The following is a 22,633-nucleotide window of genomic DNA, read 5'->3' on the forward strand; positions in this document are numbered from 1 at the left end:
TGACAGATATGGTCGGGGAGGGGTTTATTGATTGGCTCGCATCAATGAGACTGCGCTCCCCCACCGCGCCAGACCGCCGATGCCTCCCCTCAAATACCCGCGCTGGGCGCTGACCCTGCTGGCCACCGCCCAGCTGATCATCGCCCTGGATGCCACCATCATCTTCGTTGCCCTGCATGACATGGGCCGCGCGCTGCAGATCAACGCGCAGCAGCTGCAATGGGTGGTCAGTGCCTACACCGTGGCCTTCGGCGGCAGCCTGCTGCTCGGCGGGCGCGCCGCCGACCTGATCGGCCGCCGCCGCTTCTACCGGCTGGGCATGCTGCTGTTCGCGCTGGCCTCGCTGCTCGGTGCGCTGGCGCCGAACGCCACGCTGTTGATCATCGCGCGCGCCGCACAAGGCGTCGGGGCGGCGCTGCTGTTCCCGGCCACGCTGGCGCTGATCAACACGCTGTACGCCGAAGGCCCGGTACGCAATCGTGCGCTGGCGATCTGGAGCATGGCCAGCGCGGTCGGCCTGGCGCTGGGCACGCTGCTCGGTGGCGTGCTGACCCAGGCGTTCGGCTGGCCGGCGGTGCTCGCGGTGATCGTGCCGCTGGCCACGGCGTGCGCGGTCGCGGCCGGTACATGGCTGCCGGCCGATGGTCCACGCGTGCAGGGCCGTTCCTTCGATCTGGCCGGTTGTCTCACTGTCACCGCTGGCGGCAGCCTGCTGGTCACCACTCTGGTGCAAGGGCCGGAGTGGGGCTGGACGGCGCCGGCTACGCTCATCTGCCTGCTGCTTTCAGCCGTATTGTTGACGGTGTTCGTACAGATCGAAAAGCGCAGCCGTGACCCGCTGATGCAGTTTTCGCTGTTGCGCCTGCCCGGCCTCCGCGCCGCGCTGGGTCTGACCTTCGCTTTCATGAGCAGCTATGGCGTGCAGTACTACTTCCTGGCGCTTTACTTCCAGGATGGCTATGGCTGGAGCCCGCTGCAGGCCGGTATGGCCTTCCTGCTGCCGACATTGGTGTGCACCTTCGGCATCCGGATTGCCGAACGCATGCTGCGGCGCCGTTCGCCACGGCAGGTGCTGGCCTGGGGCTTCGCCGCAGGTGCCGTCGGCATCGCCGCGGTTGCGTTGGCGATGCCGCATGGCGCCAGCTACTGGCCGCTGTTGCCGGGCATCGTGGTGCTCAGCATCGGCCAGGGCATGAGCTGGACGGCGATGTGGATCGTGGCCGGGCAGGGCGTGCCGGGTCCGCAGCAAGGCGTCGCGTCCGGCATGGCGGCCACCGCCCAGCAGATCGGCGGCGCCTTGGGATTGGCGGTACTGGTGATGGTCGCCAACGCCGCGCGCGGCACGCAGGCGGCAACCAGCCCTGATGCGTTGCAGGGCATGGTCAATGCACAGTACGGCGCCGCGCTGTTCGCCGCGCTCGGCGTGGTGATCGCGCTGGGCCTGCGCCCGGCGCCGGTAGACTCGGCAGCGACTGCCTGCCTGAGCACCGACGCATGATCGAACTGCTGGACCTGCAACAGACCCTGCATGCCTTCGCTGCCTGCAACGATGACGATGAGGTGTGGAACGCCTTCGGCTGGGTGATGGCCAGCAACGAGGACCTGCTGGCTGCGCGGTTGTGGTTGCCGTCATCCAGTGATGAAGCGCTGGATGACGACGGCGAGCGATCGGCCGCTTCGGCAGCGATGGGGCTGTTCCCGTATCTGGAGCCGGCCACGTTTGCCGACGTGCTGGATGTGCAGAAGCGGCAACGCCCGCTGTCGTCGCTGCAGGACTACGCGCAGGCGCTGGCGTACTACACCGAGTACGACGCATTCCAGCAGGTCGAAGGTATCGACGAGGCCCTGGGCGAAGCGGGTGCTGAGGAACAAGCGGAGGCGCGCGAGGCAGGGCTGGGCGCAGGCATCTTCGCTTCCTTCGATCTGACGCTGAAGGCGTGCTCGGAGGGGCAGATCAAAGCCGCAGCGCAGCGCGTGGCGCGCCTGCTGGAGATGCCGGTGGGCGAGGCGTTGGCGCGCTGCCGTGCGTTGCCGCTGGTGCTGGGTGAAGCGCTGGATCGTCGCCGCGCGCAGGCGATCAAGGATGATCTCGAAGCGATCGGTGCGACCGTGCAGGTGCACGGGTTCAAGCCGTTCCCGTGGATGGATGCGCCCGTATTGCGGTAGTGCCGGCCGCTGGCCGGCAACCTCAGGTTCGTTGGATCATTGCAGTTGCCGGCCAGCGGCCGGCACTACCAAGCCTGGGTAAATCACCCGGCGGCCAGCAACTGCGGTTGCAGCGCGCTGAAGATCCGCGCCAGCCGCTGCGCCCATGCCAGCTGCCCGGCGGCATCGGCGATCAGGTCCTGGCGGATCTCCAGTTCCACGTGCACCAGCCCGCGGCCTTCGCCATGCACCGGCACCGCGTAGTCGCTGGTACTGCTGACCGAATACGGTTCGTTGTCGCCCACCACCAGGTCGCCTTCGTCGCGCAGTGCCTGCAGCAGTGCATGCGCAAAGCGCGTGTCCTGGTGGTACAGCACGCCGGCATGCCACGGCCGCTGCGTGCCGTTCATCGCCGGGGTGAAGCTGTGCATCATCACCAGCAGGGTGGGGCGACCGGCATCGCGGCGTGCGTCCAGTTCGGCGTCGATGCGTGCGTGGTACGGCGCATGGATCGCATCAATGCGCTGTTGCCGCTGCGCCGCCGACAGACCGGCATTGCCCGGGACCACGGTGTGGTCGCTCACCTCCGGAATCAGCGTCGGCGAGGCCAGTGGGCGGTTGCAGTCGATCAGCAGCCGCGAATAGGTCTGTTCGATCGCCCAGGCATCCAGCCGTTCGGCCAGTGCGCGGGTGGTGCCGGCAATGCCGATGTCCCAGCCGATGTGGCGATCCAGTTCGGCCTGTGGCAAGCCCAGGCCGGCGAGGGCACGCGGTACCTGCTGGCCGGCGTGGTCGGCCAGCAGCAGGTACGGCGACGCGCCCTGCGCCCGGTGGATCGCGTAGATTGCCGGATCATCGGCGCCAAGCAGCGCCGGCAGTGCATGCAGGTCGGCGTCAGCCACGCGGGCGCCCGTCCAGGTGGTGCTCGATCATCCACAGGCCGGCCCACAGCTTGGCATCCAGCTCGTAGCCTTCGCCCATCTTCTGCACCAGCCAGGCCGCGGCCTCACTGCGTGGAATCTCGTGCACGGTGATGTCCTCGCTGTCATCACCGCCACCTTCGCCGATCCGGCGCAGGCCGGTAGCGCGTACGAAGGCGATCTTCTCGCTGCTGGCGCCGGACGACGTCGGGCCGATCATCAGCACTTCGGCGTGATCGGCGGTCCAGCCGGTTTCTTCTTCCAGTTCGCGCACGGCCGAGACTTCAATCGATTCGCCGGCGTGGATGTCGCCGACCAGGCCGGCCGGCATCTCGATGGTGGGTGCCTGCAGCGGCACGCGGAACTGCTCGACGAACAGCACCTTGTCCTCCGGGGTGACGGCGATGATGATCGCGGCCAGGCCACCGGCGTGGGTACGTTCGCTGTATTCCCAGGTGCCGCGCACCAGCATGCGCTGGTACTTGCCTTCATAGACGACACGCGGGGCTTCGGTGTTGCGCTGGCTCATGCGGGCTCGCCGGAATTGGAAAAGGATGGAGTGGGAACGGGGTCGGCCACACCGGCGGCATCGAACAGCCGGCGGCGGGTCATCGGGCCGAAGCGCAGGGTCTGGCACAGGCCACCGAGCAGCTCCGGATCGGCTGCCTGGCGCAGCAGCCCGGGCTGGCTGCCTTCCAGCGGCGCGTCCAGCGCGATGGTGGTCAGCTGGCGCCAGAGCTGGGCGTGCTCGCGCTGTTCGCGCAGGCGCACCGCCATCTGTGCCGCGCCGCGCAGGCGCAGGAACGGCACTTCGTCCAGGCGTTCGTACAGCGCATCCATGCTGCCGAAGTGGGCCAGCAGCACGGCGGCGGACTTGCTGCCGACACCACTGACACCGGGAATGTTGTCCACCGCATCGCCGCACAGTGCCAGGTAATCGGCGATCTGGTGCGCGTGCACGCCGTGCCGCGCCTTCACTCCGGCTACGTCCCAACGCTGGTTGCGTGCGTAGTCCCACTGCTCGTCGTGATCCAGCAGCAGCTGCGACAGGTCCTTGTCGGCGGAGATGATCACCCCGCGGTGGCTGCCACGGTGCACGTGCAGGGCGCTGCCGATCAGGTCATCGGCTTCGTATTCGTGGTGGGCAAGCACCGCAAGGCCCAACGCCGCGCACAGCGCCTTGCAGTGTACGAACTGGCGCTTGAGCGCTTCCGGCGCCGGGTCCCGATTGGCCTTGTAGGCCGGATACAGCCGGTGGCGGAAGCCGCTGTCGAGTGCTTCGTCGAAGGCGATGGCGATGTGCCGCGGGCGCTCGCGTTCGAGCAGATCGAGCAGGAAGCGGGCGAAGCCGTGCACGGCGTTGGTCGGCCAGCCCTGCGCGTCCTGGAACTGGTCCGGCAGCGAGTGCCAGGCGCGGAACACGTAGATGCTGGCGTCGACCAGATACAGCGATGGCGGTGGTGCCGGCAGGCTCATGCCGGTGGCGTCCAGTCGCGCAGCAGGGCCGCCGGATCGGGGCGCTCGCGCTCAGGTACATCGGCCTTGGGTGTACCGATGTGGATGAAGCCGGCGATGCGTTCGCCTTCGGCCAGGCCCAGATGTACCTGCACGACCGGGTCGAAGGCCATCCATGCAGTCAGCCACTGCGCACCGAAGCCCAGCGCCTGCGCGGCCTGCAGCAGGGCGAAGCAGACGCAGCCGGCGGTCATCAGCTGTTCCTGCTCGGGCACCTTCGGGTCCGGCCGCGGGCTGGCCACCACCACGATCACCAGCGGCGCATGGCTGAAACGCTGGCGGTCCTTCTCGAATACCGCCTCGCCCGCATGCGGGTCGCGCTGGCGGCTGCGCTCGGCCAGGAAGTCGCCCAGAGTGTGACGTGCATCGCCGGCGATCTTCAGGAAGCGGAACGGTACGCGCTTGCCGTGGTCGGGCACGCGCACGGCCGAGGCCAGCATGCGCTGCAGGGTGGCTGGATCCGGTCCGGGCTCGCCCAGTTGCCGCGAGGGCACCGAGCGGCGGGCATCCAGGGCAAGCAGGGCAGCGGGGTCGGGCATGGAATCTGAACCGGTCATCACGGGTGTTTGATTATAGTCGGGGTGGTCAATGACGCCGTCTGTGTCGCGTCCCGCCCCTGAATATCAAACTGTGATGAACGTCATGCCACTGGCGGGAAACGGACGACCGCTTCCCCTCGCCTCGCAGGCCTTGCACGGCTTACGATATCTATCTTGCCGGGCCGCCGGTCATGAGGTTTGAAGTGAGGACTGTTTCACTGTCCGCGACGGGCTGGCCGGCCTACCATCGACATACCGGTACATGGGGTGTACCGGTCGTCGCGATGTCCATGCTGTCTGTCGTACCAGAGAAGGTGGGGAGCCTTCCCGAATGATGAGCGTGCCCACACCGATGGGATCGCCGGGGCGTGACCCGGCCCAGCTCCAGCGTGCCCGGGACATGGTCCTGCCGGCGCTGTGCCAGGCGTTCGGGGCCGCACTGGCGCGCTTCGACGATGCCCTGTTCGACCGCGCCGGCAATGCTGGCTCGTCGCAGCTGCTGTTCCTGGATGCAATGCGCGAACTGCGCCGCCGCCGCGAGGACATCGCCGCCGCCTTCGCCGGCCACCTGCAGCGGGCCTGGGAGGCGCTGGCTAGCGGTGAACCGTTGTCGGCCGAAGCGACCCTGTCCGGTCCGGCCGAGGACGGCCTGAGCCTGCTGGCGGAACACGTGCTGGAATCGCGGCTGGCGGTACGCAACTTCGCCACCGTGCTGCTGCGTGACTTCAAGCCGGTGCTGGCGCGGCTGGACCGCCGCCTCGGCCGCCTGATCGGCGGCGCCGAGCTGGATGCCGATCACAACCCGGTCAGCCCCGAACATCTGGGCGTGGCCATCCATGAGGCCTTTGCCGGCTGCGAACTGGCGCCGGAAGTGCACCTGGTGCTGATCAAGCTGTGTGAGCGCGACCTGCGCGCGCCGGTGGGCCGCATCTACGAGAAGCTGGACGAGCAGCTGGCCGCCGCTGGCGTGATGTCGCAGATGGGGGCGCCGCGGCGTCCATTGTCGGCCGCGCCCGACCCGCGCATGGCGCCCGGGTCGGACGATCTGGTCGAGCCGCGCCACGCGGCGGGCTTCGAATCCGAATTCAGCGATGATGAACAGGCCGCGCCGGCCTGGGCACAGCGCTTCGCTGCGCGCTGGTCCGAGCGCCGTGGCCACATGCAGCAGCACCTCGGGAGCGAGGATGCCGGCAACGGCGAGGCGTATGCCGGCCAGCAGGGAATGCTGCTGGAGGCCCTGCATGAGCTGCTGCAGCAGACCCGTCATGTCCGCGAAGACGCCACCTCGGCAGCGCAGGTCGCGGTTGGCCAGCACCGCCCGTTGAGCCAGCGCGAGATGATGTCGGTGCTGTCGCTGCTGCAGGCCACGCCCAGCGCCACCCTGCGTGCGGCCATCGGCGAGGACGGCGAATCACTGGCGCAGCGGCTGAAGAGTGAAGTGCTGTCCAGCGCCACCCGTCTCGGCGTCGATCCTGGCCAGACCCGGCTGGACCCGCAGGACGAAGATGCGATCGATCTGGTCGGCATGCTGTTCGACGTGATGCTGGACGAACGCGAGCTGGAGGGCCGTTCGCGCGAGCTGATCGGCCGCCTGGTGGTGCCCTTCGTCAAGGTGGCGATGCTCGACCGCCGCATGTTCGTGCAGAAGACCCACCCGGCCCGCAAGCTGCTCAACTCGCTGGCCGAAGCCTGCGAGGGCAATACCGGCGAAAGCCAGGCCGAGCGCATGCTGATGGCCAAGGTCGAGGAAATCATCGAGCGCCTGGTTGCCGAGTTCAACGAGAACCTGGCGATCTTCCTGACTCTGGAAGAAGAATTCCGCGAATTCCTTGTGCAGCATCGCCGCCGTGTGGAGATCGCCGAGCGCCGCGCCGCCGAAACGCAGCGCGGCCAGGAGAAGCTGGAAATGGCCCGCAGCCGGGCGGGTGCCGAACTGGATCGCCGCATCGGCGATGCCACCCTGCCGCCGGCCATCGCCGAGTTCCTGCGCCAGCCATGGCAGCACCACCTGACCCTGGCGCTGCTGCGCGAGGGCGAGGAGGGCGCGTCGGTGGCCGAGGCACTGAGCCTGGCTGACGGCCTGCTGGAGGAAGTGGCCGAGGCCCGCCGCCAGATCGTCGGCAAGCCGTGGCTGCAGGCCTGGCAGCCGGTGCTGGCCAAGGTATTTGCCAGTGTCGGCGTGCACGGCGATGCCGCCACCGGTGCCATCGACGCCCTGCACGACACCCTGCAGGGCATTGCGGAATCGCGACCGGAACTGCAGCGCGCGCTGCCGGAGCTGCCGCAGGTCGCCTTGCCGGCGCCGCCGGTGGCTGAGTCGCCAGCGGTGGAGCTCGGCGGGCAGATCGACGCCGACGATTTCGACAACGCCGACGCCGACCGCTTCCGACGCATGGAAATCGGCAACTGGCTGGACTTCGTCGACAAGGACGGCAAGGTGCAGGCCGGCAAGCTGTCCTGGGTCAGCCCGATTTCCTCGCGCCTGCTGTTCGTCAACCGCCGCGGCGTGCGCTTCTGCGTGGCCTCGCCGGAAGAACTGGCAGTGATGGTGCGGCTGGGCCGCCTGCGCGCCCACGTCGACGATGGCGCCTTCGACAGCGCGATGCAGGGTGTGATCGATCGGCTGGACCCGGGCAGCGCAACACTGCACTGAGCCGTGGCCGCCTGCTAGGATCGGGAAAACTCACCGATCAGCGGGGACCTGCATGGCCGTGGCGTTGCTGGGGATCAAGGAGACCGCGCCGGGCGAACGGCGCGTGGCGTTGACGCCGGAAACCGCGCGCAAGCTCGGTGCCTTGGGCATCACTGTCTGGTATGAGGCCGGCGCCGGTCTGGCGGCGGGATTTACCGATGCTGCCTATGACGACGCCGGTGCACGTGTGTTCGATGTAGGTCGCTGGGCCGAGATCGATATCCTGCTGTGCGTGCAGGCACCGCCGGTGGCGGTGCTGGAGCAGCTCAAGCCCGCTGCCAGCGTGGTCGGCCTGCTGACTCCGGCCAGTGATCCGGCGCTTGCGGCATTGGCCGCTGGCGACCGCCTGCACCTGTTCCCACTGCAGCAGCTGCCGCGCACCACCCGCGCGCAGGCGATGGATGTACTCAGCTCGCAGGCCGGCATGGCCGGTTACAAGGCGGCACTGATCGCGGCCGAGCGTGCGCCGCGTTTCTTCCCGATGCTGACCACCGCCGCCGGTACCGTGCGCCCAGCCAAGGTGCTGGTGATCGGTGCCGGTGTGGCCGGTCTGCAGGCCATCGCCACCGCGCGTCGTCTCGGTGCACAGGTGGAAGGTTTCGACGTGCGCCCGGAAACCCGCGAGCAGATCCAGTCGCTGGGCGCGCGCTTCCTTGATCTTGGTGTGAGTGCAGCCGGTGAAGGCGGCTATGCGCGTGCGTTGACCGATGAGGAACGCGCCGAGCAGCAGCGCCGGCTGGCCGACCACCTGCGCAGCGTGGATGTGGTGATCTGCACGGCAGCGGTACCGGGGCGACCGGCGCCGACGATCGTGACTGCCGCGATGGTGGAAGGCATGGCCACCGGCAGCGTCATTGTCGATCTGGCGGCAGAGAGCGGCGGCAACTGCGCACTGACCCAGCCGGGGCAGTGCATCGAACATCAGGGCGTGACCATCGATGGCCCGCTTGGCCTGGCCAGCCGCGGCGCGACCCAGGCCAGCGAGATGTACGCGCGCAACCTGCTCAACTTCGTCGCCTTGTTCGTGCGCGAAGGGGAGCTCAGTTTCGACTGGGACGACGAGTTGCTGGCGAAGACACGCTGGCAGGCGTGAGCCGGTAGCGCCGATTGCCTTCCCGGTAGATCCACGCCATGCGTGGAGGAACGGCCCAGCGTGCGGACCAGGGTCCGCACCCACCCTGCGGATGCCGGCGTTACCGCGGCTTCGCCGGCGGCGGGTTGTCGCGCACCCAGTCCTTGCGTTGTTCCGGCGTCATCTGCGACCAGCGCTCGCGCAGGGCGTCGCGCTGTTCCGGCGGCATGTTCCGCATCTGACCGAACAGGGCCCGGGCCTGCTCACGCTGTTCCGGGTTCATGTGCTCGAAGCGGCGCAGGCCACGGCGGGCCTTGTCGCGCTCCTCCGGGCTCATCGATTGCCAGCGCTGGCCATGCGAAAGCATGCGCTGGCGCTGGCCGGCATCGGCGCTGTTCCAGCGGTCGCGCAGCGGCGCCAGCAGGGATTCGCGCTGCGCTTCGCTGAGGTGTTCCCACGCCGGCAGCGGTGCGGCCGGCGCAGGGCGTGCGGCAGGGGCGGGCGCGGCGCTCTGCGCCAGGGCCGGGAAGGCCGGCAGCAGCAACAGGGTCATCAGCAGGGGCAGGGTGTGCAGTCGGGACATGATTCACTCCATCGCCAGGTCGGTATCGCCCAGCCACAGGTACAGATCGGGATTTTCGTCGTAGAGCGCGCTGTTGTCTTCCGCCGAGGCAAGCACAGGTGCCGGCGCAGGGCCCGTCAGGGTGCCGTGGCCGGTGAACTGCAGGCCGATACCCAGTGCCACCACCAGTGAACAGGCACTGGCCAGCCACCAGCGCCAGCGCCCGCGATGGGCGGCCGTGGCGCCGTGGCGAGCCTGGCGCAGCCGGGCCAGCGTTGCCGGCGACAGCGCGTGCAGCGACTGCGCGTGCAGGCTGCGCAGGGTGTCATCGGAAGGCAGGGAGCGGTTCACGGATGGGTCTCCAGATAATCCTGCAGCGCCTGGCGGGCGCGTGCCAGATGGGTTTTTACCGCGCCTTCGCTGCAGCCCATGGCGCGGGCGGTGGTGGCCCCGTCCAGGTCCTGCAGCACGCGCAGGGTGAAGGCCTCGCGCTGGCGGGCGGGCAGGCGGCGCAACGCGTCCACCAGCTGTTGGTACTGCTGGCGCTGTTCGTGCGCCTGTGCCGGGTCCGGGCCGGGGTCGGCCCAGTCGATCTCGCCGCCGTCGGCGTCCTGGTTGTCGCGCCAGAACGGCAGTCGGAAGCGGCGCCGGCGCTGCACGTCGATCACGCGCCGGCGCAGGATGCTCCAGAACAGCGGGGCCCATTCGGCAGCCGGCTTGTCGGCGTAGTCCAGCATGCGCAGCAGCGCGTCCTGCACCGCGTCCATGGCGTCTTCGCGCTGGCGCAGGCCGGCCTCGGCGAAGCGGAACGCGCGCGGGCCAACACTGGCCAGGAACGCCTCCAGCGACGCCGGCAGGGCATCGGTCTCGGCGCTCGGGGGGACGGGGCTGCTCACCAGCACAGGGTACGGTTCCTCGCTCGGGGTCACCATCGACAACGCGTGAGCGCGGCTTCGGTTGACGCCGGGCGCGCACCGGGTTCAGCCCATGGTTATGATGGGACGACGAAGACAGAGCAGGAGCGTTGCCGGTGAGTGACGGGTTCGTAGCGCTGTACATCTTCATGCTGGCAGCCATCGCCGGTCACGTGATCATTTCGCGGGTGCCGGTGATCCTGCATACCCCGCTGATGTCGGGCTCCAACTTCATCCACGGCATCGTGCTGATCGGTGCAATGGTGGTGCTGGGGCACGCGCAGACACCGCTGGAGAAAGCTCTGGGCTTCCTCGCCGTGGTGCTTGGTGCCGGCAACGCCGCCGGTGGCTACGTGGTCACCGCGCGCATGCTGGAAATGTTCAAGCCGAGCGCGCCCAAGGGCGGCAAGGACGAGCCGAAGGAGCCGCAGGCTTGAACATCAGCACCGTCGAACTGCTCGATTGGCTGGTCAAGGCCAGCTACCTCGTCGCCGCCACGCTGTTCCTGCTGGGCCTGCAGCGCATGGCCTCGCCGCTGACCGCGCGCAGCGGCATCCGCTGGGCCGGGCTGGGCATGCTGCTGGCCACGGTGGCGACTTTCTTCCTGCCCGAACTGCATAACGTGCCGCTGATCCTGGTGGCGCTGCTGCTGGGCGCGGGCCTGGCCTGGTGGTCGGCCGGCAAGGTTGCCATCACCGACATGCCGCAGATGGTGGCGCTGTACAACGGCATGGGCGGCGGCTCGGCCGCGGCCATCGGTGCAGTGGAACTGCTGCGCTACGCGTTCCTCGCCAACCGTGATACCAGCCACTGGAGTGCGCAGGCGTTGGCCGACCTGGCCGCGCGCCAGCCGTCGGGCATGGTGCTGCTGCTGGCGGTGGTCGGCGCGGCCATCGGTGCGGTGTCGCTGTCCGGCTCGGTGATTGCCTGGGCCAAGCTCGATGGCCGCCTGGACAAGCGGGTGACCTGGCCGGGCCAGCAGGTGATGAACCTGCTGGTGGCACTGGCGGTGGTGGTGGTGGCGATCATCGCGGCCAGCACGCTCAACACCTGGGCGATCGTCGCTTTCTTCGTGCTGGCACTGGCACTGGGCGTGCTGATGACGCTGCCGATCGGTGGCGCCGACATGCCGGTGGTGATCTCGCTGTACAACGCGTTCACCGGCCTGGCGGTGTCGTTCGAAGGCTATGTGCTGGGCAACGAGGCGCTGATCATCGCCGGCATGATGGTCGGCGCGGCGGGCATCCTGCTGACCCGGCTGATGGCCAAGGCGATGAACCGGCCGATCCGCAACGTGTTGTTCTCCAACTTCGGCGGCGGCGCCGGCGGCGAAGCGCAGGCGATCACTGGCGCGCAGAAGCCGATTGAAGCGTCGGACGTCGCGGCGATGATGGCCTACGCCGAACGCGTGGTGATCGTGCCCGGTTATGGCATGGCGGTGGCGCAGGCCCAGCACAAGATCTGGGAGCTGGCGCAGCGGTTGGGCCAGCGCGGGGTGAAGGTGAAGTTCGCGATCCACCCGGTGGCTGGGCGCATGCCTGGGCACATGAACGTGCTGCTGGCCGAAGCGGGTGTGCCCTACGACCTGATCGCCGACATGGACGACATCAACCCGGAATTTGCCAACACCGATGTGGTGCTGGTGATCGGTGCCAACGACGTGGTCAATCCGGTGGCACGTACCGACCCGGCCAGCCCGATCTACGGCATGCCGGTGCTGGATGTGGTCAACGCGCGCAACGTGGTGGTGATCAAGCGCGGCAAGGGCACGGGCTTCGCGGGCATCGAGAATGCGCTGTTCTACGCCGACAACACCCGCATGCTGTATGGCGACGGTGCCGAAGCGGCAGCCTCGCTGGTGAGCGAACTGAAGGCGCTCGACGGCGGGCATTGAGCGGCGGCTGCATCGGGTAGGTGCGGACCTTGGTCCGCACGCTTCTGCCGGCCAGCGGCCGGCACTACCTGCCGGTGGGTCAGCGCGCCAGCCAGGCGCCCACGGCCACGCCCAGGGCCAGCCAAAGCCATTCCATCGCGCCATTGGCGAGGGTGATCAGGGTCCAGGCCAGGTGCGGGCCCATCCGCAGGGTGGCGTCCCACAGGTCCAGCCCGATCGAGCCGCCCATCCACGCGCTGGCGATGGCCCAATTGGCCACGGCCGCCACCAGCACGGTGCCCAGCACGACCAGGGCGATGCGCAGCCGGCCCGGGCCCAGCGTGCCCATGCGCAGCATGAACACCAGTTCCAGGGCGGTCAGTACCGCCATCCAGCCGACCTGCCGGCCGGTCATCAACGCCAGCATCATCCAGGCGAGGGGAGCAACAAGCAGACCCAGCAACAGCATGATGGGCCAGAGCCAGGTCACGGTCCTGGCACGCGCGGCATTGGAGGACATCGAAGCTCCCTGAAGATCACCGACAGGATACTGTGGTTTGCCGCAGTGCACCGGCGGCGGCAGGGCGGCTGGGCTAGAATGCCGTCTTGCGTGGCCTTGGCCACGGCCCCATATCGGTCCCCATGTATTCCCGTAGCAGCGAACCTGTCCACTTCGAACGCGATTGCGAGGCCGTGATGGTCCCGCAGGGCGACACCGTGACCCTGCCCGCCGGCAGCTATGGGTACATCACCCAGGCGCTGGGCGGCAGTTATTCGGTGTTCGTCGAGGGCAACCTGTTCCGCATCGCCGGCAAGGACGGCGACGCCATCGGCAAGGAGGCACCGGCACCGCTGGAACTGCCGGCCGACGCCACTGATGAACAGGTGGAACAGCTGGTGTGGCAGCAGCTGCGCACCTGCTTTGATCCGGAAATTCCGGTGAACATCGTCGAACTGGGCCTGGTCTACGAGGTCGAGATCAAGCACCTGGACGAAGGCAAGCGCGAGATCGACGTGAAGATGACCCTGACCGCACCGGGCTGTGGGATGGGCGACATTCTGGTCGACGACGTGCGCAGCAAGCTTGAAATGATCCCGACGGTGGCCGAGGCCGACGTCGACCTGGTGTTCGACCCGCCGTGGAACCAGCACATGATGTCCGAGGCGGCCCGGCTCGAGACCGGCATGCTTTGACCCAGGGCCCGCAGTGACGCGGGCCCGGCACTACCCGCAACCAGAACAGGAATCCTCCGGTGTCCCAGTCCATCCCCAGCTTCGCCGTCACCCGTTCGGACCACCCGCGCAGCGCTGAAGAGCGCGCCCAGATCCTGGAGAAGCCGGGTTTCGGCCTGCACTTCACCGACCACATGGTGGAAGTGCGCTGGGACAAGGACACCGGCTGGCACAACGCCAACGTGCGCGCCTATGGCCCGCTGCAGCTGGACCCGGCCGCGGCCGTGCTGCACTACGGCCAGGAAATCTTCGAGGGCATCAAGGCCTACCGCCATGCCGACGGTTCGATCTGGACCTTCCGCCCGGATGCCAACGGCCGTCGCCTGCAGCGTTCGGCGCAGCGCCTGGCGCTGCCGGAACTGCCGGTGGAGATCTTCGTCGAATCGCTGAAGCAGCTGATCGCCGTCGACAGCGCCTGGGTGCCGTCGGCCGATGAGTCGAGCCTGTACTTCCGTCCGTTCATGATCGGCGACGAAGCTTTCCTCGGCGTGCGCGGCGCGCACAAGGCCGGCTACTACGTGATCGCCAGCCCGGCCGGCCCGTACTTCGCCAAGGGCGTCGCCCCGGTGTCGATCTGGCTGTCCACCGAATACGCGCGTGCGGCCAAGGGTGGCACCGGTGCCGCCAAGTGCGGTGGCAACTACGCCGCCTCGCTGCTGCCGCAGCAGAAGGCACAGGCACAGGGCTGCTCGCAGGTGCTGTTCCTCGACCCGGTCGAAGGCAAGTACCTGGAAGAACTGGGTGGCATGAATGTGTTCCTGGTCTACAAGGACGGCACGCTGGTTACCCCGCAGCTGTCCGGCAGCATCCTCGAAGGCATCACCCGCGAGAGCATCCTGCAGCTGGCCCGCGACCGCGGCATGAAGGTCGAAGAGCGCAAGGTCAGCATCGACGAGTGGAAGGACGGCGTTGCCTCCGGCGAGATCACCGAAGTGTTCGCCTGCGGCACCGCGGCGGTGGTCACCCCGATCGGCCAGCTGAAGGGCGAGGGCTTCTCGGTGGGCGACATCAACGCACCGGCCGGCGAAGTGACCATGTCGCTGCGCAAGGAACTGACCGACATCCAGTACGGCCGCCTGCCGGACCGCCACAACTGGCTGGTCAAGCTGGGCTGATCGCCCGCGTTGAACCGGTAGCGCCGGGCCATGCCCGGCGGCGCTTCTTGAAAGCCCGTCCCAGTGACGGGCTTTCTGCGTTGTGGGCCCGCCCGTCGACCGCAGCAGACGGGCGCTTGACGCAAATAGGTTTGCAATGCAAACTAAATTCAGGCGACCCCGATGGAGCGTGTCATGCAGCAGCCGTCCGTCATTGATCCTTCCTCGCGCCTGCAGGCGCTGACCCGTGAATATTCGCGGTACTCGCGAAGTGCCGGGGGCCTGTCGGCGATGGCAGGCGGCATTGCCTGCCTGGCCTCGTTCCTTGCCGGCGCGCTGCTGCCGACCACCCTGGCGCTGCGCATCGTGCTGATTGCCGTGCCGGTGCTGTGGATCGTCGGCAAGCAATGGCTGGCACGCCGTTACTACCAGCGGCTGGGCCAGGTCGAGGAGCAGGTCACGCCGGTCGAGCGCAATTTCCAGCGCTTCTTCATTGCCTTCACCGCGCTGGTAAGCGTGCTGGTGATCGGCAGCGTGCTGACCCGGCTGGCGCCGATGGGCGAGCTGCCCTGGGACCTGCGCGCCATCGGTTACCTGGCCGTGGTGGCGCTGCTGCCCTGGGTGGTGTGGCGCTGGCTGCGTACACCGCTGGAGTTCATCGTGGGCGTGTTCCTGTTGTGCCAGGCCGCGCTGGCCTTCACCGGGCAGGCGTATGGCTTCGGTCCGAGCACCGCCGTGTTCCCGCTGGCATCCATCGCACTGATCGTGGTCGGCTGGCGCGACCATCAGCGCTTCCAGCGGCTGCAGGTGGAGATGCGCGCGTTCATGGCGGCGCGGACGAACGCCGAATGACCCAGCTGCCTGATTCCAGAGCGCTGCTCCAGCTCGACCGCTTGATCCACGAGCCGGCACGCCTGCTGATCCTGTCGATCCTGGCAGGTGCCGAATCCGCCGAGTTCGGCTTTGTCGAACATCTCAGCGGGTTGAGCAAGGGCAACCTCTCCAGCCATCTGAGCAAGCTGGAGGCTGCTGGACTGGTCGCCATCGACAAGTCGTTCCGCGGCAAGCGCCCACTGACCACCCTGCAGTTGACGCCGATGGGCCGCACTGCCCTGGCCGAGTACCGCACGCAGCTGGCGGCGATCGTTGCCGGCATTCCCGATCCGGATCGAAAGGACGCCTGACATGACATTGCTCCCGCGCCTGTTTGCAGTTCTGGTTGTTTCCTTCTCTGCCCTCATCGGCGCGGCTGCGGCTGCAGATCCGCGCCAACAGGGAGCTGCGCTGACCACGCAGTTCTACGAAGGGCACATCGACGCACTGTGGGAACGGATGACGCCGCAGATGCAGGCGGGGCTGCAGTCCCCGCAGAACCTGGTGGCGCTGCGCGAGCAGGTGCTGGCGGGCTGGGGCGCAGAAACCGAGCTGGTCAGTGAGAAGGTCGAGAAGGTTGATGGATTCGACACCTATCTGCGGCAGGCGCGCTTCGCCAGGAGCCCGGACCTGATCCAGGTGCTGTGGGCCATCGATGCCGACGGGCGGATTGGCGGCTTCTACATCCGCCCGCTACAGACCACGCCGCCGCAGGCCGCAGCGAGCGGGTTCCTCGACTACCAGACCCGCACACGGCTGCAACTGCCGTTCGACGATGAGTACTTCGTGTTCTGGGGCGGGCGCAGTGTCGAACAGAACTACCATGCGGCCCATGCCGGCCAGCGCTTCGCGCTGGATCTGCTGGTGGTCCGCGATGGCCGCTCGCACCGTGGCGATGGCCTGCGCAACGATGATTACTACTGCTTCGGTCGCCCGATCCTCGCGCCCGCCGACGGCACGGTGGTGGAGGTGATCGACGGAGTCGCCGACAACGTGCCGGGCCAGATGAATGCCGCCCAGCTCACCGGCAACCGCGTCATCCTCGACCACGGCAACGAGGAATACTCGGTGCTGGCGCACCTGCGCCAGGGCAGTGTGCGTGTGGCGCAGGGACAGGCTGTCCGCAGCGGCGCGCACCTCGGTGACTGTGGCAACAGCGGCAACTCCTCCGAGCCGCACCTGCACTACCAGCTGCAGGCCGGGCCCGTGTTCGGTGTCGGCGAAGCGCTCCCGGCACAGTTCTCCGGTTATGTGGCCGATGACCAGCCGGTTGCACGCGGCGAGCCGGTCAAAGGTCAGCGGATCCGGCCGGCGCGCCTCCCGCAGGCAAAGTAGTCAGCGCGTCCGACGCGATGGGCAGGCACGCCGCGGGCACGCTGCGCCGTCGTTGGTGTCAGCAGTGCACGCCGATGTCGGCAAAGTCATCGCAGGACACGTGATGACCCAGTCAGGTGCGTGCAGGGCAGGAGAAAGTTCCTTCACCTTCACAAACCCTCGACCCGAAAAGTCTCAGAACGAACATTTCATCTTGCTGAAAAGACGCTGAAAATCTTGTGGTGTCCGGTTTTGGTCATTAGCGTCATCTGCACGGCGGATCGTTAGGGGGATCCGCTGGCTCGCCGGACTTCGAACCTCGCCAACGCAAGCCAGCCCAGGGTTCGGGCCGGTGCTTCTGCCGATTCCGGCATTCACACCACAAGAAAGGGAAATACGATGTCCCAGGTAACGCAACCGCGTGTGCGTCGAGTGTGGGTGGTCCTTGGTGCGTCCGTTCTGTCATCGCTGCTGCTGGCCACGCCTGCGCTGGCCGGTGATGTCCAGCTCAGCGGCCTGCAGTCCGCACAGACCCACCAGCGTTTCATCGTGAAGTACCGCGACGGCAGCGCGCCGGTGGCCAACACCACCGCACTGGCCTCTTCGCTGAAGAGTGCCGCCGCCGGCCTGGCCAGCAGCCAGGGCCGCGCGCTGGGCCTGCAGCAGGTCCGCAAGCTGGCCGTCGGCCCGACCCTGGTCAAGACCGATCGTCCGCTCGACCAGGCCGAATCCGAGCAGCTGATGCGCAAGCTGGCCGCCGACCCGAACGTGGAATACGTTGAAGTCGACCAGATCATGCGTGCCACCCTGACCCCGAACGACACCCGCTTCAGCGAGCAATGGGGCTTCGGCACCTCCAATGCCGGCATCAACATCCGCCCGGCCTGGGACAAGGCCACCGGCACCGGTGTGGTCGTGGCGGTGATCGACACCGGCATCACCAACCACGCCGACCTCAATGCCAACATCCTGCCGGGCTACGACTTCATCAGTGATGCGGCGATGGCGCGCGACGGCAACGGCCGCGACAACAACCCGAACGATGAGGGCGACTGGTACGGCGACAACGAGTGCCAGGCGGGCTACCCGGGTTCCAACTCCAGCTGGCACGGTACCCACGTCGCCGGCACGGTGGCGGCGGTGACCAACAACAGCACCGGCGTGGCCGGTACCGCGTTCAACGCCAAGGTCGTGCCGGTGCGCGTGCTCGGCAAGTGCGGCGGTTACACCTCCGACATTGCCGACGCGATCGTGTGGGCGTCCGGCGGCAGCGTCAGCGGCGTGCCGGCCAATGCCAATCCGGCCGAGGTCATCAACCTCTCGCTGGGCGGCGGCGGCAGCTGCTCGACCACCTACCAGAACGCGATCAATGGCGCTGTCGGGCGTGGCACCACCGTGGTGGTCGCCGCCGGCAACAGCAACACCAACGTGTCCTCGTCGGTGCCGGCCAACTGCCCGAACGTGATCGCAGTGGCGGCCACCACCTCGGCCGGTGCACGTGCCAGCTTCTCCAACTATGGCAACGGCATCGATATCTCGGCACCGGGCCAGGGCATCCTGTCCACCCTCAACAGCGGCACCACCACCCCGGGCAGCGCCAGCTACGCTTCGTACAACGGCACCTCGATGGCAGCACCGCACGTGGCCGGCGTGGTCGCGCTGATGCAGTCCGTAGCCCCGAGCCCGCTGAGCCCGGCGCAGGTGGAGAGCATCATCAAGAGCACCGCACGTCCGCTGCCGGGCGCCTGCTCGGGCGGCTGCGGCGCAGGCATCATCGACGCCGACGCGGCCGTGGCTGCGGCGATCAACGGTGGCGGCCCGAACCCGGGTGGCAACGTGCTGCAGAACAACGTTCCGGTGACCGGCCTGGGCGCTGCCAGCGGCGCTTCGCTGAGTTACACCGTGAACGTTCCGGCCGGCAGCACCCAGCTGCGCGTGGCGATCAGTGGCGGCAGCGGTGATGCCGACCTGTACGTGCGCCAGGGCAGTGCCCCGACCGATACCGCCTACACCTGCCGCCCGTACCTGAGCGGCAACAGCGAGACCTGCACCATCAACAGTCCGGCTGCCGGCACGTGGTATGTGCGGGTGAAGGCCTACAGCACCTTCTCGGGCCTGACTCTCAACGCCCAGTACTGAGCCCAAGCCCCTCTCCATGGGCACGCCCCGGCTCCGGCCGGGGCGTTTTTGCATGGGGACGCGCGGTGATGCGAGCCGCCGCGTCGTGGTAGGTGCCGACCTTGGTCGGCACGCTGTTCCTCAGACCGATTCGAAGCGGTTCGCGGCGACGTTCTTGCGCACGTGCTGCGGGTCGAAAATCCGCCCGTTCATCGCGATGTACACGCCGCTCGGCAGCGACTGCACCGCACCGATCGCGCAGCCGATGTTGAACTCCGCATCCGAGCCGCGGAAACGCGCCGGGCTCAGCGCGCCGGTCATCACGATGGTCTTGTCCGCGATCGTCGCCAGCACCTTGCCGGTCTGCACCATCGAATCGGTGCCGTGGGTCACCAGCACGTGGCGGGTCGGCTGTGCGGCGATGGTGGCGCGGATCAGTTCGCGGTCCTCATCGTTGATGTGCAGCGAATCCTTGCGCAGGATCGGAATCACGTTGAAGCGGAACGTCACGCCCAGCTCGCGCAGGATCATGCCGATCTGGGGGTCGCCGATCTGGTAGTCCGACTTGTCGTCGAAGTAGATCTTGTCGATCGTGCCACCGGTGGTGACGACCAGGAGCTCTTCCATCATGTGCATGCGCGAAACCAGGACAGGTACAGCGGCGCGGGGCCAGGAACACAGATGATACGGCCCGGCGGCCGCAGCGTCAGCGTCGCTTGCCGAAGCGGGCGCGCAGCCCGGGGAGGCTGGCGCTGAAGATCACCAGCAGGGCCAGCGCGATCTCGATCAGCGCCAGCCAGCGTGTTTCCGGGTGGCTCCAGGCACTCATCACCCCGTGGCTGAACCAGCCCAGGGCCAGCACCGAGGCCCAGAAACCGGCCTTGCGCCAGCCCAGTCGCAGGGCAACGGCCAACGCCAGCGGCGGCGCGGTGAACACCAGCTGGGTGGCCAGCCAGTGCTTGTCATTGATGAACCAGCCGGCGAACAGCGCGGCCAGCCCCATCAGGGCCAGCAGCAGGACCGTGCGCGGCGCCGCGCTCATCGGGCCAACCGCTGTGCGATGTCGGCCACCCGGCGGCCCAGCGCGCGCGCCAGCACGGCTTCATCGTCGGTCGGCTGCGGGTCGTCGGCTGCACCGGCCACATGGCTGGCGCCATACGGCGTGCCGCCACTGGTGGTGTGGCTCAGCGCCGGCTCGGTGAACGGGATGCCGACGATCACGCAGCCATGGTGCAGCAGCGGCACCTGCATCGACAGCAGGGTCGATTCCTGGCCGCCATGCATCGAGGCGGTGGAGGTGAACACGGCGGCCGGCTTGCCGGAGAGGGTGCCGTTGACCCATTCGGCGCCCAGCCCGTCCAGGAAGTGCTTGACCGGCGCCGCCATGTTGCCGAAGCGGGTCGGGCTGCCGAGCAGCAGACCCTGGCATTCGACCAGGTCCTGCACGCTCACGTAGGGGGCACCATCGTCGGGGACCGGCGGCTGTGCGGTCTGGGTCACGGCGGCCACCGGCGGCACTGTGCGCAGGCGCGCGCTCATGCCCGGCACTTCGCCGATGCCCCGCGCGATCTGGCGCGCCAGCCGTGCCACTGAACCGCCCCGGCTGTAGTACAGCACCAGAATCTCGCCCATCGTGCCCGCTTCTCCTCGTCGTGTGGCCACCAGTATGGCTATCCTGCGAGCATTCCGCATCGGGTACCCTTTCGCCGATGGAACCTTTGGATACGCTCAACCTGTGGATGGAGCGCGCGCGGGATCGCGCACGGGCCATCAGTTTCGGCCGCTTCCTGTGGCATCGCTTCCTCGACGACCGCCTGTTCCAGGCGGCGGCGGCGCTCGCGTACACCACGGTGTTCGCGCTGGTGCCGCTGGCCATCGTGGTGTTCGGCGTGCTCTCGGCCTTCCCTGTCTTCGACCGCTGGAGCGACCAGCTCAGCGATTACGTCTTCTCCAACTTCGTGCCCAACGCCGCGCGTGCGGCCGAAGGCTACCTGCGGCAGTTCTCGGCCAGTGCCGGGCAGCTCACGGCTGCCGGCTTCATCGCACTGGTGGTCTCGTTGCTGATCACCCTGAACAGCGTTGAAGAGACCTTCAACCAGATCTGGCGGGTCGGCTCGACCCGGCCCAAGCTGACCCGCTTCCTGGTCTACTGGACCGTGCTGACCCTGGGCGCAATGCTCGCTGCCGCTTCGCTGGCGGTGTCGGCGCGGGTGTTCGCGATGCCACTGTTCGGCACCCAGGAGGGCCGCTGGCTGGCCGAGTTCGCGCTGCGGCTGGCGCCGATCCTGATCGAGTTCGTCTGCATCACGCTGATGTTCCGGGTGGTGCCGCACCACACCGTGAAATGGCGGCACGCGGTGCCCGGCGCGATTCTCGCGGCGGTCATCCTGGAACTGGTGAAATGGGGCATCGGCGCCTACCTGGGCAGCTTCCAGTCCTACCAGAAGCTCTACGGCACGGTCGCCTTCGTGCCGATCCTGCTGCTGTGGATCTACCTGTGCTGGGTGGCGGTGCTGCTGGGCGCGTCGCTGTCCTCGTCGATGGCCGCCTTCCGCTACCAGCCGGTGGAACTGCGCCTGCCGCAGGGCTACGAGTTCTATGGCCTGCTGCGCCTGCTCGGCCGCTTCCACCATGCCCGAGCCAAGGGCAAGGGCCTGGCCGATGATGAAATCCTGCGGCTGGAGCCGATGCTGACCGATTCGCTGCTGCAGGACCTGGCCTGCAACCTGCAGGAGATCGGCCTGCTGCGCCGCGATGAACGTGGCGAATGGCTGCTCTCGCGCGACCTGGACCAGGTCAGCTTGGCCGATCTGTACGAATGTACCCAGTTGCGCATTCCGGTAGCCGAGCAGCATCTGCCATACCGCGACGACACACTGGGCCGTGCTGCGCTGGCGGCACTGGACGATCTGCGGCTGCCCCTGCGCGAACGCCTCAAGCGCAAGGTCAGCGATATCTACACCGATTCCGGAGACATGCCATGACCCGCAAGACCCCGTTGCTGCTGCTTCCGCTGGCCCTGCTGCTGGCGCTGTCGGCCTGCAAGCCGGCGCAGGAGCCGCCCCCCGCCAGCAGCCAGCCGCCGGCACAGGCTCCGACGCCGACCACACCGGCACCGGTCGAAGAGACCCCGGCCGAGCGCACCACTGCCGAGTTCCCCACGCTGAGGATGAAGGCGGTGGATGGCAGCGACTACGACCTGGCGGCGCACCGCGGCAAGTGGGTGATCGTGAATTTCTGGGCGACCTGGTGTGCCCCGTGCCGCAAGGAGATGCCGGAGCTGTCGGCGCTGCATGCGATGCGCAGCAACATCGAGGTGGTTGGCCTGGCCTATGAGGATATCGAGGTGCCGGAGATGCAGTCGTTCCTGACCAAGCATCCGGTGACCTATCCGATCGTGATCGTGGACCCGTTCGATCCGCCGGCGGACTTCGCCACGCCGCGTGGCCTGCCGTTGACGCATCTGCTGGATCCGCAGGGCAAGCTGGCGCACACCTTCCTCGGCCCGGTGACGGCCGCCGACATCGAAAAGCAGATCGCTGCTGCCAAGTAATGGGGTTGGGCGGCAGGGCCTGCGGCCCTGCACCCGCGGTAGTGCCGGCCGCTGGCCGGCAACCCCAGCAACAGCAAAAGCAACAGCCCAAGCGGGGTTTCCTGTGGGTAGGCGGGGTGGGTCCGGTGGCGGGGGGCGCTGCAAGTACGTCCATGTAAGCTCGGTCGCCGCATCCATGCGGCTCACGCCCCCGCCACCGGACCCACCCCGCCTTCG

25 protein-coding genes are annotated in these 22,633 nt (G+C 67.9%); 14 read left to right on the forward strand and 11 right to left on the reverse strand.

What is annotated here, in order from left to right:
• Positions 1-79 precede the first annotated feature (79 nt).
• Together MG068_RS03485 and MG068_RS03490 are read left to right on the forward strand one after the other, a co-directional pair.
• Positions 80-1,498 (forward strand): MFS transporter, encoded by a 1,419-nt coding sequence (locus tag MG068_RS03485; protein WP_049463643.1) that lies wholly within the window; start codon positions 80-82, stop codon positions 1,496-1,498.
• A complete protein-coding gene (locus MG068_RS03490; RefSeq protein ID WP_132809270.1) occupies positions 1,495-2,166 on the forward strand; it encodes a DUF7716 domain-containing protein in 672 nt (223 codons plus the stop codon). The genes MG068_RS03485 and MG068_RS03490 overlap by 4 nt, the downstream gene beginning before the upstream one ends.
• A gap of 83 nt (positions 2,167-2,249) precedes the next feature.
• Here MG068_RS03490 and MG068_RS03495 read toward each other — a convergent pair whose 3' ends face one another.
• From MG068_RS03495 to MG068_RS03510, 4 genes are read right to left on the reverse strand one after another with little or no spacing between them, the layout of a single operon-like run.
• Positions 2,250-3,047: an N-formylglutamate amidohydrolase gene (locus tag MG068_RS03495; RefSeq protein WP_132809272.1), complete on the reverse strand. Its 798-nt coding sequence runs from the start codon at positions 3,045-3,047 to the stop codon at positions 2,250-2,252.
• The gene (locus tag MG068_RS03500; RefSeq protein WP_010481791.1) at positions 3,040-3,594 is read right to left on the reverse strand and encodes an NUDIX hydrolase; all 555 of its coding nucleotides are present in this window, start codon (positions 3,592-3,594) and stop codon (positions 3,040-3,042) included. Before MG068_RS03500 ends, MG068_RS03495 begins: the two co-directional genes overlap by 8 nt.
• On the reverse strand, positions 3,591-4,541 hold the full coding sequence (locus tag MG068_RS03505) for a 5'-3' exonuclease (RefSeq protein ID WP_032130090.1): 951 nt from the start codon (positions 4,539-4,541) through the stop codon (positions 3,591-3,593). Before MG068_RS03505 ends, MG068_RS03500 begins: the two co-directional genes overlap by 4 nt.
• Positions 4,538-5,119 carry a nitroreductase family protein gene (locus MG068_RS03510; protein WP_049422899.1) on the reverse strand — a complete coding sequence of 194 codons (582 nt, stop codon included), beginning with the start codon at positions 5,117-5,119 and terminating at the stop codon, positions 4,538-4,540. Before MG068_RS03510 ends, MG068_RS03505 begins: the two co-directional genes overlap by 4 nt.
• A gap of 331 nt (positions 5,120-5,450) precedes the next feature.
• On the opposite strand from MG068_RS03510, the gene MG068_RS03515 reads away from it, so the two are divergent.
• Positions 5,451-7,772 (forward strand): PacR family protein, encoded by a 2,322-nt coding sequence (locus tag MG068_RS03515; protein ID WP_132809274.1) that lies wholly within the window; start codon positions 5,451-5,453, stop codon positions 7,770-7,772.
• 52 nt (positions 7,773-7,824) lie between these two features.
• A complete protein-coding gene (locus MG068_RS03520) occupies positions 7,825-8,904 on the forward strand; it encodes an NAD(P) transhydrogenase subunit alpha (protein WP_049422877.1) in 1,080 nt (359 codons plus the stop codon).
• A 100-nt stretch (positions 8,905-9,004) separates the two neighbouring features.
• Here the strand turns inward: MG068_RS03520 and MG068_RS03525 are convergent, their stop codons facing one another.
• The 3 genes from MG068_RS03525 to MG068_RS03535 are packed head-to-tail and all read right to left on the reverse strand — an operon-like array spanning position 9,005 to position 10,377.
• Positions 9,005-9,466 (reverse strand): DUF3106 domain-containing protein, encoded by a 462-nt coding sequence (locus MG068_RS03525; RefSeq protein ID WP_049463518.1) that lies wholly within the window; start codon positions 9,464-9,466, stop codon positions 9,005-9,007.
• A gap of 3 nt (positions 9,467-9,469) precedes the next feature.
• Positions 9,470-9,796 carry a hypothetical protein gene (locus MG068_RS03530; protein ID WP_032130086.1) on the reverse strand — a complete coding sequence of 109 codons (327 nt, stop codon included), beginning with the start codon at positions 9,794-9,796 and terminating at the stop codon, positions 9,470-9,472.
• A complete protein-coding gene (locus tag MG068_RS03535) occupies positions 9,793-10,377 on the reverse strand; it encodes an RNA polymerase sigma factor (RefSeq protein WP_080356593.1) in 585 nt (194 codons plus the stop codon). The genes MG068_RS03530 and MG068_RS03535 overlap by 4 nt, the downstream gene beginning before the upstream one ends.
• Positions 10,378-10,475: 98 nt before the next feature.
• On the opposite strand from MG068_RS03535, the gene MG068_RS03540 reads away from it, so the two are divergent.
• Positions 10,476-10,796: an NAD(P) transhydrogenase subunit alpha part 2 gene (locus tag MG068_RS03540; RefSeq protein WP_005408173.1), complete on the forward strand. Its 321-nt coding sequence runs from the start codon at positions 10,476-10,478 to the stop codon at positions 10,794-10,796.
• On the forward strand, positions 10,793-12,253 hold the full coding sequence (locus MG068_RS03545) for an NAD(P)(+) transhydrogenase (Re/Si-specific) subunit beta (RefSeq protein ID WP_132809276.1): 1,461 nt from the start codon (positions 10,793-10,795) through the stop codon (positions 12,251-12,253). Before MG068_RS03540 ends, MG068_RS03545 begins: the two co-directional genes overlap by 4 nt.
• A gap of 79 nt (positions 12,254-12,332) precedes the next feature.
• Here MG068_RS03545 and MG068_RS03550 read toward each other — a convergent pair whose 3' ends face one another.
• The gene (locus tag MG068_RS03550; RefSeq protein ID WP_100437932.1) at positions 12,333-12,752 is read right to left on the reverse strand and encodes a hypothetical protein; all 420 of its coding nucleotides are present in this window, start codon (positions 12,750-12,752) and stop codon (positions 12,333-12,335) included.
• Positions 12,753-12,874: 122 nt separating this feature from the next.
• On the opposite strand from MG068_RS03550, the gene sufT reads away from it, so the two are divergent.
• The 6 genes from sufT to MG068_RS03580 all read left to right on the forward strand — a co-directional run bounded on the left by sufT (position 12,875) and on the right by MG068_RS03580 (position 18,885).
• Positions 12,875-13,426: a putative Fe-S cluster assembly protein SufT gene (sufT, locus tag MG068_RS03555; protein ID WP_024957743.1), complete on the forward strand. Its 552-nt coding sequence runs from the start codon at positions 12,875-12,877 to the stop codon at positions 13,424-13,426.
• Positions 13,427-13,485: 59 nt separating this feature from the next.
• Positions 13,486-14,580, forward strand: coding sequence for a branched-chain amino acid aminotransferase (locus MG068_RS03560; RefSeq protein ID WP_049463521.1), 1,095 nt, complete (start codon positions 13,486-13,488; stop codon positions 14,578-14,580).
• Between the two features lie 174 nt (positions 14,581-14,754).
• A complete protein-coding gene (locus MG068_RS03565; protein WP_049399977.1) occupies positions 14,755-15,411 on the forward strand; it encodes a hypothetical protein in 657 nt (218 codons plus the stop codon).
• Complete coding sequence (locus MG068_RS03570) at positions 15,408-15,743, forward strand: transcriptional regulator (RefSeq protein ID WP_012510131.1); 336 nt, start codon at positions 15,408-15,410, stop codon at positions 15,741-15,743. Before MG068_RS03565 ends, MG068_RS03570 begins: the two co-directional genes overlap by 4 nt.
• Position 15,744: 1 nt before the next feature.
• Positions 15,745-16,767, forward strand: a complete 1,023-nt coding sequence (locus MG068_RS03575) for a M23 family metallopeptidase (protein ID WP_132809277.1) — start codon at positions 15,745-15,747, stop codon at positions 16,765-16,767.
• Positions 16,768-17,145: 378 nt separating this feature from the next.
• The gene (locus MG068_RS03580) at positions 17,146-18,885 is read left to right on the forward strand and encodes a S8 family peptidase (RefSeq protein WP_004144921.1); all 1,740 of its coding nucleotides are present in this window, start codon (positions 17,146-17,148) and stop codon (positions 18,883-18,885) included.
• A 120-nt stretch (positions 18,886-19,005) separates the two neighbouring features.
• Here the strand turns inward: MG068_RS03580 and MG068_RS03585 are convergent, their stop codons facing one another.
• The 3 genes from MG068_RS03585 to wrbA form a co-directional block, all read right to left on the reverse strand.
• Positions 19,006-19,491, reverse strand: coding sequence for an asparaginase domain-containing protein (locus MG068_RS03585; RefSeq protein WP_049463528.1), 486 nt, complete (start codon positions 19,489-19,491; stop codon positions 19,006-19,008).
• 79 nt (positions 19,492-19,570) lie between these two features.
• Positions 19,571-19,906: a DUF2069 domain-containing protein gene (locus MG068_RS03590; RefSeq protein WP_032130425.1), complete on the reverse strand. Its 336-nt coding sequence runs from the start codon at positions 19,904-19,906 to the stop codon at positions 19,571-19,573.
• Positions 19,903-20,496 carry an NAD(P)H:quinone oxidoreductase gene (gene wrbA, locus MG068_RS03595; protein ID WP_132809279.1) on the reverse strand — a complete coding sequence of 198 codons (594 nt, stop codon included), beginning with the start codon at positions 20,494-20,496 and terminating at the stop codon, positions 19,903-19,905. Before wrbA ends, MG068_RS03590 begins: the two co-directional genes overlap by 4 nt.
• 77 nt (positions 20,497-20,573) lie before the next feature.
• Here wrbA and MG068_RS03600 point away from each other — a divergent pair, with 77 nt between their 5' ends.
• Complete coding sequence (locus MG068_RS03600) at positions 20,574-21,848, forward strand: YihY family inner membrane protein (protein ID WP_032130426.1); 1,275 nt, start codon at positions 20,574-20,576, stop codon at positions 21,846-21,848.
• Positions 21,845-22,417: a TlpA family protein disulfide reductase gene (locus MG068_RS03605; RefSeq protein ID WP_132809281.1), complete on the forward strand. Its 573-nt coding sequence runs from the start codon at positions 21,845-21,847 to the stop codon at positions 22,415-22,417. The genes MG068_RS03600 and MG068_RS03605 overlap by 4 nt, the downstream gene beginning before the upstream one ends.
• Positions 22,418-22,633: the final 216 nt, after the last annotated feature.

The organism is Stenotrophomonas sp. ASS1 (genome assembly GCF_004346925.1).
Lineage (GTDB): Bacteria > Pseudomonadota > Gammaproteobacteria > Xanthomonadales > Xanthomonadaceae > Stenotrophomonas > Stenotrophomonas maltophilia_A.